Origin of the sequence: Thermophagus xiamenensis (genome assembly GCF_900112795.1) — a bacterium.
Taxonomy (GTDB): Bacteria; Bacteroidota; Bacteroidia; order Bacteroidales; family Marinilabiliaceae; genus Thermophagus; species Thermophagus xiamenensis.
In genome coordinates this window covers 50,820-66,904 of the sequence record NZ_FONA01000002.1, presented here as the reverse complement: position 1 = coordinate 66,904, position 16,085 = coordinate 50,820, and the positions used below count along the sequence as shown (strand labels likewise).

Annotated in this window: 6 protein-coding genes; all 6 read left to right on the top strand. The window is 43.8% G+C overall.

The genetic code is table 11. From position 1 onward, the window contains the following. Positions 1–98 precede the first annotated feature (98 nt). On the top strand, positions 99–4,256 hold the full coding sequence (locus BM130_RS01285; protein ID WP_029626638.1) for a hybrid sensor histidine kinase/response regulator transcription factor: 4,158 nt from the start codon (positions 99–101) through the stop codon (positions 4,254–4,256). Positions 4,257–4,647: 391 nt separating this feature from the next. Further along, a complete protein-coding gene (locus BM130_RS01280; RefSeq protein ID WP_010527971.1) occupies positions 4,648–7,764 on the top strand; it encodes a SusC/RagA family TonB-linked outer membrane protein in 3,117 nt (1,038 codons plus the stop codon). Between the two features lie 15 nt (positions 7,765–7,779). Beyond that, positions 7,780–9,378: a RagB/SusD family nutrient uptake outer membrane protein gene (locus tag BM130_RS01275; RefSeq protein ID WP_010527972.1), complete on the top strand. Its 1,599-nt coding sequence runs from the start codon at positions 7,780–7,782 to the stop codon at positions 9,376–9,378. Between the two features lie 23 nt (positions 9,379–9,401). Further along, positions 9,402–11,261: a hypothetical protein gene (locus BM130_RS01270; protein ID WP_010527973.1), complete on the top strand. Its 1,860-nt coding sequence runs from the start codon at positions 9,402–9,404 to the stop codon at positions 11,259–11,261. A gap of 119 nt (positions 11,262–11,380) precedes the next feature. Then, on the top strand, positions 11,381–12,892 hold the full coding sequence (locus tag BM130_RS01265) for a cellulase family glycosylhydrolase (protein ID WP_138956902.1): 1,512 nt from the start codon (positions 11,381–11,383) through the stop codon (positions 12,890–12,892). 295 nt (positions 12,893–13,187) lie between these two features. Further along, complete coding sequence (locus BM130_RS01260; RefSeq protein WP_010527975.1) at positions 13,188–16,028, top strand: TIM-barrel domain-containing protein; 2,841 nt, start codon at positions 13,188–13,190, stop codon at positions 16,026–16,028. Positions 16,029–16,085 lie beyond the last annotated feature (57 nt).

Below are 16,085 nucleotides of genomic sequence, written 5' to 3'. Positions count from 1 at the left end.
CGTTAGAAGTGTGTTGTTTTTATTATATTTTTTAATATTTGTAAAGTAAATTTATTAATGACTGATCAAATTATATTTCTCCAGGGTTCAATATTATTATGATGGGACAGAAAGCCGGTATTCTATTGTTTGCATTTGTCTTTGCTTTGCAAATTATTATTGGTCAGGAAAACCAGCGTACTGAATTTCATTTTCGACATCTTAACAGCTCTCATGGTTTGTCCAGCAACCATATTACAGCTATTCATAAAGATCACTTAGGATTTGTTTGGTTTGGAACCATTTCCGGGCTGAATCGGTATGATGGTTATTCTTTTAAAGTGTATAAGAACATTCCCGGCGATACAACGACTATTCCTTTTAACAATATCCAGGATATTTATGAAGACCACAGGGGATTTTTGTGGATCATTTCTCAGGATAATCAGTTGGCTGTTTTTGATCCCGGAAAAGATCTTTTTTATCGCAATTATGATCTCTTGCCCGGGGAAGAATCTATTCCTGCTCAATTTATTTCCGGCTTAACAGTCGACCACGATTCTAATCTTTGGGTGGCATCCAATCAGTATGGTTTATTCCGGGTTAATGCCGCCCAAAACAAGACTTTTAAAATTCCTTCAGCTGTTGGTGATGACTATTCCCTTGTCAGTGATTTTATTACTGACGTAATTGTCGGTAATGACTCAACAATATTAACGGTCAATGCCTTTGGGGTGGTTGAGTATGTCGATCCCAATACGGGGAAAGTTGTAAAACGATATCCCTTTAGAATGTTGAGAAGGACGACAGAACAGGATTATTTCTCGCTTTTTGAGGACAAGGATGGGGATCTTTGGATCTTTTCCGAGCAAAATGATCTGGGACTTTTCTATGCCAATACTAAAACAGGTCAGGAAATCCATTTTTCTGTTGAAGATAATAACACTCTTTCAAGTGATATTATTACCGGGGTACTACAGGATCAATATGGTTTAATTTGGGTTGCTACCGATCATGGCGGTCTTCAAATTATCGATAAGCGTGATTTTAGCGTTAAAACAGTTTTAAAGGAGAATGGAAACGCCAAAAGCCTTTCTCAAAATAGTATTACATCTATGATTCGGGACGATTCTGATATCATTTGGATAGGAACCTATAAGGAAGGTGTTAATTATTATCATCCTGATTTATTTCAGTTCCCTCTTTATTCTCATAATATTTTTAAACCTGATGGGCTACCGGCTAATGATATCGATTGTTTTGCTGAAGATGACAAAGGAAATTTGTTTATTGGGACTAATGGCAGTGGCCTTATTTATTATGATCGTCAAAATCATCGTTTTTCGGTTTTCAGGGCCTGCCCCGATAACCCTGATTCTCTTAGCCATGATGTAATTGTCAGTCTTCTCTTTGATTCCCAAAAAAGGTTATGGATTGGCACCTATTATGGTGGACTAAACTGTTTTGATGGGAAGCGTTTTAAAAGATACCTCCATGATCCCGACGATCCCAATACTATTTCTGATAACAGGATTTGGAAAATTTATGAAGATAGGATGGGCCGAATATGGATTGGAACACTTGGTGGGGGATTAGACTTACTGGATGATGATAACAATCGGTTTCTCCATTTTCGCGATGGAGACCTTAACTCAGTGCACTCCAGTTTTATTTTGACACTTTATGAAGATCGTTCCAATAATCTTTGGATTGGTACTTCTAATGGCATAGATGTGTTGAACAAGACAACTGGTCGCTTTACTCATATTCCGGCAAATCCCGGAAAACAAAATGCTTTGAGCCATCATATTGTGCTATCCATAATTCAGGATAAATGGGGGAATATGTGGTTTGGAACGCGTAACGGGCTTAATATGTATGATCCCCAAACCCGAAAGTTTCATCTGTTTCTTGAACGTGACGGGTTGCCGGATAACAATATTCTGAATATTTTGGAGGATGACTATAATAATCTTTGGATGAGTACATTAAATGGTATTTCTAAACTGGAGGTCATACCTTCGGAGGATACATTAATGTTCTCTTTTAGTAACTATGATGTATTGGATGGTTTGCAAGGACGAGAATTCAATGAGCATGCGGCCTTTAAAACTTCACATGGTGAGCTGCTGTTCGGAGGACCTAATGGTTTTAATCTGTTTCATCCACAAAGCATTCAAAAAAGGTCTTTGATCCCGAAGGTCCTAATTACTGGAATAAGGTTGTTTAATCGGTCCGTTAAAGTGAGTGAAAAAGTTGATAATAACATTATCTTGAAACGGTCTTTGTTCTTTTCTGATTCTGTGGTGTTAAAACATAATCAAAATGTGTTCTCATTGGAGTTTGCAGGAGTGGGTCATCCTCATCCTGAAAAAATAAACTATTATTATAAACTGGAGGGGTTCAATGATCAATGGGTTGTCACTGATGCATCTAATAGAATGGCCACTTATACCAATCTCAATCCCGGAAGTTATATATTTCGAGTCAAAGCGCGCCTTGGTGAAAGTGGGGAACAAGGACCCGAGAAAAAATTGGTAGTTATTATTAAACCTCCTTTTTATGCAACTAAATATGCTTATGGAGCTTATTTTATTTTGTTTTCCGGTTTAGTCATATTGTTTGGCACAATAGTCCGTCGAAGAGAGAGAATTCGTTTTCAACGGGAGCAAGAGTTGCGTGAACACCAACGCATTCATGAGTTGGATGCCATGAAGATTCGATTCTTCACCAACATCAGTCATGAGTTTCGTACCCCTTTAACGTTAATTATTACCCCACTGGATAAGATAGTTCGGGAAACTCAAGATATTGACTTAAAGGAACAGTTACAGGTAGTGCTTAGGAATGCCCGTCGTTTATTGGGGTTGGTAAATCAGCTCCTGGATTTCAGAAAAATAGAGGTTCAGGGAGTGACGTTGAAACGGACTACGGGCGATTTGGTTGCCTTTGTGGAAGAAGTAGCTCAGTCGTTTTCTGATCTTTTTGAATCCAAATCCATACGCTTTGGTTTCGAATCTAATGTTGCCTCTCTGTCAATGGGGTTTGATCATGAAAAAGTTGAGAAAATAATTTTTAATCTTTTATCCAATGCCTTTAAATTTTCTTCTGAAAGAGGAGAAGTAAAGTTGAAAATTGAATATTTTAACAGTAAATCAATCAATGATAATGGACCTTGGGTTAAAATTTCTGTTAGCGATACCGGTATTGGTATTTCTAAAGAAAAGCAAAAACATATTTTCGATCGTTTCTTTCAAGTTGAAAATGACAGAATAAATAATATGGGGAGCGGAATTGGGCTTTCTATTGTTCGAGAGTTTGTTTTACTGCATGGTGGCACTATTTCTGTGGATAGTACTCCCGGAGTAGGAAGTGTTTTTGTAGTTTATCTACCTGTTGTACAGATGCAGGAAAGTTGCAAGGAAGAGTCTGTTATTAGATCCTTTTCACAGGAAGGTCAACAGAAAAAGAAAATTGAAAGGCAGAATATTCAAGGGAACCAACAATTACTGCTAATTGTTGAAGACAATGAAGACCTTCGATTCTATTTAAAAGAAAATTTAAATACTCGCTACCGAATAGTGGAAGCTCAAAACGGGAAAGAAGGATACGAAAAGGCTATGTCTGTATTTCCGGATGTCATTATCAGTGATATTCTCATGCCGAAAATGGATGGCATTGAACTTTGCCGAAAAATCAAAAATGATCCCAAAACTTCTCATATTCCTGTAATTCTTCTGACAGCTAAAGTTTCTTCCCAAATGGAAATGGAAGGTCTTAGTGCGGGTGCCGATGATTTTATTGCTAAACCATTTAATTATGAGGTGCTGGAATTAAAAATTCAAAACCTGATTGAGAGTAGAAAAAGGCTTAGAAGCAAACTTCAAAAGCAAAGGTTTGAAATTGCTCCAGGTGAAATTGGTATTACCTCTTTGGACGAAAAATTTATTTCCAAGGCTTCTCTTTATGTGGAAAAAAATATTTCCAATCCAGAACTTTCTGTCGAGCGTTTGAGCCAAGAAATGGGAGTCAGTCGCGGACACCTCTACAATAAACTGATGGCTCTTACCGGCAAGTCCCCGTCCGAATTTATTCGTATTATGAGATTAAAACGAGGGGCTCAGCTTCTTGCAAAAAGTCAATTGACCGTTGCAGAAGTAGCTTATAAGTGTGGCTTTAATGATCCCAAATATTTCTCCCGTTATTTTAAAGAGGAATTTGGTGTTTCTCCCTCTCAGTATGTTCGGCGGATTTCTCAGGACCATAACGATGAATAGTGTTGGTTTATGATTTGACCTTTATAGCCATTGGCTTTTAGTTGTCAATGGAGCGTTGAATAATAATTTGCTGGTGGAATATTCGCTGCAACTTTAATATCTAATTCAATTTCTTTTCTGCTTCAAAATCACACCTTTTTTGTAAACTTTTTTGCCTCTGAATAATAGTTGGTTAGGGAGTTGTTTGAAGACATTTTACCCCCAGGCTGACGACATTTTAGCTCTCTTTGTGTACGATTTACACCTAAGTCCTGTACAAAATAACCAGTTATTTAAAAATTGTTAATTTATATTTGAAAACGCTATTGTATTGTAGGATTTGACTGGATTCAATTATTGAGTGTATAAAAGTGTTTAATGTACCTTGATTATAGTTTTTAAATTCAAAGCTATGCTAAAAAAAAGTATTTTATTATTGTTCCTTTTCCTGGCAGGACTGGGGTTAAGTGCCCAGATAACAGTGACCGGATTGGTTACTGACGATTCTAATGAGCCTATCCCCGGTGTTTCGGTGCTAGAAAAAGGTACTATGAACGGGACCATTACGCAGACTGATGGAACCTTTTCATTACAGGTACCCGAAGATGCTATCCTTATTTTTTCTTTTGTGGGGTTTGTACCCCAGGAGATACCTGTTGACAATCGGTCTGTTATAAATGTTGTTCTTACCGAATCGATCACTGGACTCGACGAGGTGGTGGTTGTTGGATATGGGGTTCAGAAGAAAAAATTGGTTACAGGAGCTACTCTTCAGGTAGATGGTGAAAACCTTCAGAAAAGGAATACAATTAGTGCATTGCAGGCTTTGCAGGGACAAACCGCAGGCGTGCAGATCACTTCTACTTCAGGACAACCCGGAGAAGAACTGAAAGTAATTGTTCGAGGGCTTGGAACCATTGGGGATGCAGGACCTCTTTATATTGTAGATGGCGTGCAAACTTCCGACATCTCTTATCTCAACAATGCCGATATCGAAAGCATTGATGTACTTAAAGATGCTGCTTCTGCAGCCATATACGGGTCGCAGGCCGCAAACGGGGTGGTTCTTATTACCACCAAATCGGGGCAAACCGGTAAAACCCAAATAACATTTGACAGCTACTACGGAATTCAAAATGTGGCCCGTAAGGTCGATTTACTCAATGCCCGTGAATATGCCGTTATTATGAATGAGGCTGCCATAAATTCGGGCAAAGCGCCCTACTTTACTGCCGATGATATTGACAACCTCGGTAATTCGGGTTGGGCCGATACCGACTGGATGGATCAGATGTTTTACGACAATGCCGTAACCCAAAACTACACCTTGAGCTTCAGTGGCGGTAATAACGCCTCGACATATTCCACTTCATTATCCTATACGGGGCAGGAAGGTATTGTGGGCGGACCCGATGTTTCCGATTACAATCGTTACAGTTTTCGGATCAACTCGGAACACAAGCTTTTTGATGGTATGATCACCCTCGGTCAGCATCTCACTTTTGCCTATATTGAAAAAAATGGGATCAAGGTGGGAAATCAATACAACAATTCGCTGCGTAGCGCCTTTAATACCAGCCCTTTTCTGCCGGTTTATAACGATAACGGGGAGTTTTTAAACAATACCAAAAATGCCGGGGAGATGTATAACGGTGCAGAGTGGGTACCCTGGTACGAAGGCGAAAGCAATCCATACGCCAGTATGATTTATAACAATATGTCTGACGACAATAATCAGAAATTGCTGGGTGACATTTATCTGCGCGTTTCGCCCATTGAAGGACTTACTTTCGAGACCAAATACGGCTTAGACTATTATACCATAGAGGAACGCTCTTTTATTCCCGAATACGAACTCTCGGTATATGATTTTCGTGAGCACGACCAGGCTTCCCAACGATTGGAAAAAGGAGTGGCCTGGACATGGACCAATATCCTTACTTATGATTTTGATTTAAACGATCATGATTTCACCGTCATGGCAGGGATGGAAGCCTACCAATACAAAGGCACCTGGATGCATACCCGCAACACTGACTTGTTGCCTACCGGTCTCGATTATGCATATATCGACAATACCACCAATACCGATCTGGCACGTCTTACCTTTGAGGGTGCACCCAATGACGAATCAATGTTGCTCTCATACTTTGGCCGTGTAAGCTACAACTTCGGCGAAAAATACTTGCTGAATGCTACCTTCCGTGCCGATGGTTCTTCCCGGTTTGCCGAGAATAACCGTTGGGGATATTTCCCGTCAGTATCAGGCGGATGGGTTCTATCTAGTGAGCCCTTTATGGAGTTTACAGATGACATCATCGATTTCTTCAAGTTGCGTGTAAGCTGGGGGCAGGTAGGAAATCAAAATATTGATCCCTGGCAGTATCTCGCCCCTGTTCAGGTGGCCAATACCAACTATTATTTCGGTTCCGATGATTTTGATGCGGCGGGTAACACCCCGGGAGCCTATCCCAGTCGGCTGGCCAATGAAGATCTCAAGTGGGAGACTTCTGAACAACTCAACATAGGTTTCGACGCACGATTTATGAAATCCCGGTTAGGCGTTAATTTCGATTTATATCAAAAAGATACAAAAGACTGGCTGCTACAGGCCCCCATTTTAGCTACTGCGGGAGCTGAAGGTCCTTTCATTAATGGTGGAGATGTGAGAAACAAAGGTGTTGAAATTGCAGTTAGCTGGAATGACCAGATTGGTGATTTCAGATATTTCATCTCTGCCAATTATTCTTACAATGATAACGAGGTGACAGAGGTTCCCACCAGCGACGGCATAGTCCATGGCTTGACAAATATGCTGTATGACAACTCTCTGGAGTTTTATCACCGCGCCGAAACCGGCTACCCCATTGGTTATTTCTGGGGGTGGCAAACCGACGGTATCTTCCAGAACGAGCAGGAAGTACTGGAGCATACCAGCAATGGAACGGTAATTCAGCCCGATGCCATGCCCGGCGACCTGCGTTATGTCGATCAGAATGGCGACGGCATCCTCAACGATCAGGATAAAGTGATGGTGGGCGATCCTAATCCCGATGCGGTGTTTGGTTTCAATGTGGGGTTTGAGTACAAAAACTTCGACTTTACCGTTGCTGCCAACGGCGTTTACGGCAATCAGATTGTCCAGTCGTATCGTAACCACGCCAACGGATTTGCCAATTATACTACCGAAATTCTGGAACGCTGGCATGGAGAAGGGACTTCCAACACTATTCCCCGCGTAACCGAAACCAATATTAACTATCTCTTTTCTGATATTTTTGTGAAAGACGGCGATTTCCTGCGAATTAGTGATATAACCCTGGGATATGACTTTGCCGACCTGATCAATAAAAGCTTTATCAGTCAGCTGAGACTATACGGTTCGGTGCAGAATGCATTCACCTTTACCAAATACAACGGGATGGATCCTGAAGTAGGATACGGAGTCGAAGATGGCTCTTCCGGTATTGATTTGGGTTATTATCCCCGCCCCAGAACTTTCTTGCTGGGTCTTAATGTCAAATTTTAAAACTTCCTATATACCATGAAGAACTTAAAGATATATTTACTGATATTGGTAACAGGTATTATGGTGTTTACCAACTGTTCGGACGACTTTCTGGACAGCAAACCTGTGACCACCCTTACCGATGCCAACTTTTATCAAACCCTGGAAGATGCTGAGCTGGCCATCGTAGGGTGTTACGACGGCGTGCAGGCCATCAATCAGGAAGGGGTAGCCTTCCCCGTGGCTTCCGAAGTCTTTTCCGACAACTGTTTTGGCGGTACAGGTAATAATGACGGATATGGTTACCAGCTTTTAGATGAATTTGATTTGCAACGCTCACCTTCGGATCAAAACCTTTTCGAGGAAAACTGGATCAACTATTATGAAGCCATTTACCGGGTGAATATGCTTTTGACCAAGATGGATCAGATCGACTGGGAAGGAGATACCGCAACGATGCACAGCATTGAGGCGGAAGCCCGTTTTCTTCGTGCATTTTGCTATTTCGATATGGTACGGCTTTGGGAAAAAGTTCCACTGGTTACGGTGCCTACGGAGGAGAACGTCCCTCAAAATGAACCCGATGAGATTTATGCGCAGATAACCAACGATCTTCTCATTGCCATTGAAAAAGGTAAAGAAACGGTAGAAGCAGGTCGCGTCAATAAATGGGCTGCCAAATCATTGCTCGGTAGGGTCTTTCTTTTCTATACCGGTTATTATAATAAGTCCGATTTGGTGGGGTTGGTCTCTGCCTCTGAAGCACTTGCTCATCTGGAAGACGTTATCGCCAGTGGAAATTATGGTCTGGTCGAGGAGTTTAAAAATCTGTGGCCCGCCGCGTCCGCTACTCCCGATCCCGAAAATAATACCCTGATTTCCACCTATGCCGGTAAGGATAACCAGGAAACCATCTTTGCCATTAAACACAATATCACTTCCAATTATGATGGAGATACCGATGGCAATCACTGGCTCGTAATGCTGGGTTTGCGCGAACAGGCTTTTAGTCCCTACGGCCGCGGTTGGGGTGCTTGTCCCGTCGATCCCAATTTATACAACGCTTTTGAAGAGGGTGATGAACGGAAAACCGCTTCCATTATCGCTATTGATGAAGAGGGATTGGATTTTGACAATTCCGGACAACGTGAATACACCGGCTATGCCAACAAAAAGTATATTCCCCTGGCCCTTCCTGATGGAAGTGACATGGCGGTTCAAAACGGTGGATTCAACTTCATGATTGGCCAGTATCAGGATTATGTATGTATTCGATATGCCGATGTGTTGTTGATGGCTGCCGAGCTTGGAAGTCCCAACGCACAGGATTACATGGATCAGGTGCGTGAGCGGGCCGGCCTCGACCCCAAGCCGGCAACAAAGGCTAACATACTGGAGGAACGTCGGTTCGAATTTGCCTTCGAAGGCATTCGCTACTGGGATCTGCTCCGGCAGGGCGTTGAAACGGCTGCCAACACCATTGCCCGATCAACAACCGTGCTCAATGGCGGCGTGGAAGCTCAAAAGGTCATTGATCCTCAAAATATCATTGATACCCGCGGATTGCAAATGATCCCTCAAAATCAAATCAGTTTGTCCGATAACGTCCTGAAGCAAAACGACGGTTGGAATTAACGAATCTCTTAATTTGACAGAACATGAAGACCAATAAGCTTTATATTGTTTTAACTCTTCTGGCCTATATGGTGCTGGCCTTCTCGGCTTGTCAGCCAGACGATTATTCTTTGGGTGAAATGATCTCTAAAGATCAATTGGAGTTTAGCATCACACAAAATCCGGACGACCCGAACATGATTCTACTCGAAAGTCTCACCCCGGGCGTTACCCCTTTATGGATTACACCGGTGGGGCGGTCACTCAAAACCGTGGATACCGTAAAACTGGCATTCCCGGGAACCTACAAATTTGTCTATGGCGTTCAATCAGCCGGTGGATTTGTCCAGGCGGATACCGTTACGGTTACCCTGACCACCACCAATACCAATTATATAAGCGATCCCTTATGGGTTTTACTTACAGGTGGGGTTGGAGAATCTAAAACCTGGATATTGGATAATGGTAATTACGGTTTGGCAACAGGGCCTCTTTCATATGCCGACCCATCTCGTGAACAGGTCTGGGGAAATTACGAGCCCAACTGGGAACCGGCAGGAAGTGACATAGGAGCTACAGAAACCGATTATCAGGCCGAAATGACCTTTGACCTCATTGACGGGGCTCACCTCACTGCCGTGAAGCCCAACGAAGAAAACCAAAACGAACAAGGGGTATTTTCCCTTAATGTGGAGGAGCATACATTAAGTACCACCGATGCCACCATTGTTCGGCTGGCGGCCTTTATTCCTAACGCCACCAACTGGACCAACAATATCCGTATTCTGGAATTAACCGAAAACCAGTTGCGGATTGCTATTATGCGAACCAATGAAGAAGGTCCGTGGTGGTATATTTTTAACTACGTCTGGAAAGAATATGCAGAAAATTACGTGCCTGAGGCCCAGCCCGATCCTAACTTTGACCATGGCGATCAAATGTTGATTCTGGCAGGTAGCTCTTCCCATACCTGGAAAATATCACCCCAAACACCCTTTAACTGGGCTGATCTTAATGGTGGATTTCTGAATAACTGGTATGCCATGGCTGATTATCCCGATTGGACAGGATTTGATGAATCGGCCATCCCCAATTTTGAAAATGTACGGATTACCTTCACCCGATCCGGTGATGTGGAAATAATTAATAATGACGGTTCCAGTGAAATTGGTACTTTCGACCTGGAGGCCGAAACCAACCTGGTGACCTTCCATGGTGTCAAACCTTCATTCTATATTTCCGGTGGTTGGGTAACCATCACCACGACCGACTACTTTGAAGATGAAGCCGGAAATGTGATTACCGGTGATAATCAGTGGAAAATTGTGAAAACCAAAGCTATCTCGGGCATTACCACCGACGTTTGGTTCGGAAAACGTGATACCGGTAAGGATGAATATATGATTTTCCACTTCCAGTTGGATGCCGATGTGCCCGATTTCAGGCGTGAGGTAACCAAAGCCCTTTGCGGTGGTTTCTTGGGCGAATCGGAACGCACCTTTAAAATTGATCTGAACTGGCCTGTCGATTGGCGCAATCCCCTGGGCGAAGGATGGACCGAGCCCGGCGTGCTAGCCGATTGGTACTGGAGTGAGGATATTGCTGCTTCGGTGGAAGATCAGCGTATCACCTTTAAACAGGTCGATGGTGTTATTACCGCCACCAAAATTGATGAAGAAGGAAATGTTCAATCCTCACCCGTTACAATTGACCCCGACAACCGTTTAATTACAATGCCGGATATGGACATCATTAAGTTTGGTGCAGGGTCCTGGCTAAACACTTCCGGACCCGACTATTACCTGATGAGTTTTGATCTTCAAAATGTTGAAGAGAATGGGTTCTGGCTGGGCGTGAAAACCGGTGATATTGAATATACATCCTATCATTATATCCTCGAATAAATCCTAGTAAAGTATTAATCTTTGGTTCGGAAGAGAGAATAATTGCTGAAACTGGTAAAATCTAGTCTTCGCTTTCGAACCAAAGATTTTGCTTCTTATCTAATCTTTAAATGTTGATGATGGTGAACAGAGCAACCTTTTTATTTCATTTGTTGTTGATTCCCTTTATTATAACGGCTTGCGATAATGCGGAGAATGGCAACGATCCTGATCCTACCCCGAAAGTGACCCTTTCCGTAGAACCGGCCTCACTTCATTTTTCGGCCGAGGGCGGCGAGAAAAGCATTTCCATTACCAGCAATTCGGCATGGACCATTGCTTTTGATGCCGATACCTGGGCCAGGCCTTCCATCTCAGTTTCCAAAGGCGATGCTGAGGTTACCATTACGGCCGATGCCAGTGAGGTGGAGGAAGAACGGAGTCTCGTGCTCACGATTTCGGCAGGTACAAATGATGATAAAAAGGAAATTGAAGTGACCGTAATTCAGGATGCCTTTGTGCCACCTGATGGTCAGGACGATTATATTGACCCTGATGCTACCGGAATGAGAGATCTTTCGTCGGTAGAATTTGCGCAACTGATGACCGTTGGCTGGAACCTGGGAAACTCGCTCGAAGCCATCCAGGTGAATAATGGTGTACTCAGCGGTGATGAAACATCATGGGGTAATCCCGTGGTCACCCGACGGTTGATTGACTCAGTGGCCATGGCGGGATTCAATACCATTCGCATCCCTGTTTCCTGGTCGCATAAAATTGTGGATGAATCAACCTTTGAAATATCATCTTCCTGGCTCGAACGCGTCGAGGAGGTGGTTAATTATGCTTTGGATAACGAACTCTTTGTCATTATCAATATCCATTGGGACGGAGGGTGGCTGGATCATCCCTATTATGATCGGCAGGATGACATTAATACCAAATTACGGGCCTTGTGGAAGCAAATCGCTGTCCACTTTCGTGATTACGATGACCAACTCTTATTTGCCGGCACCAACGAGGTGCATGTAGAGGGCGATTACAGCGATCCTTCACCCGAAAACGTGGAGGTCCAAAACTCTTTTAATCAAACCTTCGTCGATGCTGTTCGCAGCACCGGAGGCCGAAATACCTATCGTTTTCTGGTGGTGCAGGCCTACAACACCAACATCGGTTATGCCATCGAGCATATGGTGATGCCCGACGATGATACCGAAAATCGTCTTTTGGCCGAAGTGCACTTTTACGATCCTTACGATTTTACCCTTCAGACCGATGGCAGCTTTAAAACCCAATGGGGTGAGCCTTTTGCCGGGGGCGACGTCTCGTCATGGGGGCAGGAACCTTGGGTCGATGAAGCCTTCGGAATGATGAAAAGCCATTTTGTGGATCAGGGCATCGGCGTCATTCTGGGTGAATACGGCGCCGTGCTGAGGTCTGACCTTACCGGCGAAGAGCTGGAGAAACACATCGCCGCTCGCAATTATTATCTGGAGTATGTAACCCATGCCGCCATCGCCAATGGTCTGGTACCCATATATTGGGACAACGGCTGGGCCGGCAACAACGGCTTTGCCTTGTTTAATCGCCAAACCGGTGAAGTGGTGGACGACCAAGCCCTGCAGGCAATATTGAAAGGTGCCACTCAGTAGAGGGGAATTATATCCTTAACTTGATATGATGGTTGGGCAAGAGGTTTTTCCCATCTGAATAATTTATTTGATGAATTTATACTGATGAAACGAGCATGGCAATGTGAGTTTGTCACAAAAGAATATGTATAAAAGGACAAAGGCAGTAGTGTCCAGGCAGAAGTTTAGTGATTAGTGAACAGTCATTAGTAATGATTGCACTAATGACTTACGACTAAAAATTAATTTTAAGTTCTATCCAGCTAATAACTTAAGTAAATTTTATACGGATAAATTTATATAACGACCTGTTTTTATGAAGAAATTAATGTTTATAATGGCTGTGGCCTTTATTTATTTTGGCTGTACCACTGATAATTGGAAAGCCGACAACAGGGGAGTGACAGTGTTTCCAGAAAAACCAACGGATGAACTGTTACAGGCCGTACGATTGGAACCTTACACCGAGGAAATCATAAAAGTATCGGCCACGGCAGATAACCAGTTTAGTGATCAGGAGAGTTTGACAGCTTTGCCACCCGACAGTCCCGTTGATTTTGATGTCACCGAAACCGATCAGGAGGTGATGCTTTATACCGGAAAACTGTCGGCCGCAGTCTCTAAAATTACCGGCGAAGTACGTTTTTATAATGCCAAAGGGGAACTCATCCTTCAGGAAAAGAAGAATGGCGGTAAAACATTTAAACCCATGGAGGTCGATGGCGTTAAAGGTTACGAAATCCGGCAGGTTTGGGAGTCTGCACCCGATGAGGGCCTCTACGGGCTGGGACAGCACCAGGCACATGAATTTAATTATAAAGGGAAAAACGAAGAGTTGTTTCAGTACAATACCAAGGTGTCTGTTCCGGTCATTATCTCTACCAAAAATTACGGTATTTTGTGGGATAACTATTCCCTTACCCGGTTTGGGGATCCACGTCCTTATGCTCAACTCGACGTCTTCGACCTGTATAATGCCGCAGGTGAGGTGGGAGGTCTCACAGCAACCTATGTCGACGACATCCAAAACCAAAAGGTCTATACCATTCGTCAGGAAAAGACCATCGATTATGAAAACCTGACAACAATAAAAAATTTCCCGGAGGGGTTTAATTTTAACAAGGCGAAGATTACCTGGGAAGGATATTTGCAACCCCGCGAGAGTGGCGTGTTCCGATTCCTGCTTTACTACGCCGGCTATACCAAAATATGGATTGATGGCCGGCTCATGGCCGACCGGTGGCGTACAGCCTGGAACCCTTCCGTCGCCAAATTCCAGGTTAACATGAATGAAGATACAAAATACCATCTGAAGCTGGAGTGGATCCCTGACGGCGGCGTTTCTTACATAGGATTGAAAGTTCTGACCCCCCGACCCCCGGAGGAACAAAACCGAATATCCTTCTGGTCGGAAATGGGCGATCAGATCAACTATTTCTTTATGGCAGGCGAATCGATGGACCAGGTTATCGGCAACTATCGGACGCTGACGGGTAAAGCTCAGGTGATGCCCAAATGGGCTATGGGATTCTGGCAAAGCCGGGAACGATACAAAACCCAGGATGAATTGCTCGGCGTGTTACGCGAATTCCGAAAACGGCATATCCCCATCGATAACATCGTTCAGGACTGGTCATACTGGCCCGTTGACCAATGGGGAAGCCATGAATTTGACCCGGAACGTTTCCCCGATCCCAAAGCTATGGTCGATGAAGTGCATGCCAACAATGCCCACATCATGATTTCCGTGTGGCCCAAGTTTTACCTGGGAACCCAACACTTTAAGGAGTTTGACCAAAATGGATGGATCTATCGCAGAGCAATAGAAGACAGTATTCGCGACTGGATATATCCAGGATATATAGGCTCTTTTTACGATGCCTATTCACCCGGTGCCCGAAAGCTTTTCTGGGAACAGATTAAAGAACATCTTTATACCAAAGGGTTTGATGCCTGGTGGCTCGATGCTACCGAACCCGATATTCTTTCCAATGCCAGCATGGACTATCGCAAAGCCTTGATGAATCCCACCCATCTGGGACCATCGGTCAAATATTTCAATGCCTTTGCTTTGATGAATGCCAAAGGAATATACGAAGGTCAAAGGGCTCTGAACAACAATAAACGCGTTTTCATCCTTACCCGTTCCGCATTTGCCGGGATGCAGCGTTACGGCGCCGCCACCTGGAGTGGCGATATCGGTACCGTTTGGGAAGACCTGAAAGCACAGATCCCCGCAGGCATCAACTTTTCCATGAGCGGATTGCCCTACTGGACCATGGACATCGGTGGCTTCTGCGTCGAAAAACGATTCGAAACCGCTAAAGAAGGAAGCGATGATATGGAAGAGTGGCGCGAACTGAATACCCGTTGGTATCAATTCGGTGCTTTTGCCCCTCTTTTCAGGGTGCACGGTCAGTATCCATATCGCGAAATATGGAATATCGCCCCTGCCGATCATCCCGCCTATAAATCGATGCTTTGGTATAATAAACTGCGCTATCGCTTGATGCCCTACATTTACAGCCTGGCCGGCGCCGTTTACCATCACGATTATACCATCATGCGCGGACTGGTCATGGATTTTACCCACGACCCCATGGTCTTTGACATCGGAGATCAGTATATGTTCGGGCCCGCTTTTATGGTATGTCCCGTGTACCGCTATAAAGCCCGGGAACGCCAGGTCTATTTCCCCAAAAATAAAGGTTGGTATAATTTCTATACCGGTGAATTTATGGAAGGGGGACAAACGCTGACTGTGGATGCACCCTATGATCGTATGCCTTTGTTTGTGCCCGCCGGGGCCATTATTCCCCTTGGTCCGCAAATAGAGTACGCGACACAGAAAATCCCAGATCCCATCACCCTTTATGTCTATACCGGTGATGATGGTAGCTTTGATTTGTACGAAGACGAAAACACCAACTATAATTATGAGAAAGGACAATTTGCCACTATCCCTTTCACATACAACGAAAAAAATAAAACCCTGACTATCGGAAAACGGAAAGGATCATACGACGGAATGCCGGAAAAACGCCTGTTTAAGGTGGTTTTTGTTACACCCGGACATCCCGTCGAATTTGATCCTGATATTTCTACCGCACAGGTGGTACCTTACAATGGTGAGGTGGTGGAGGTGCCCGTGAGATGAGAGCCACAACGGGGACGGAGGGTGATACAAGCAAATGGCCTAGGCCATAATCTTTTT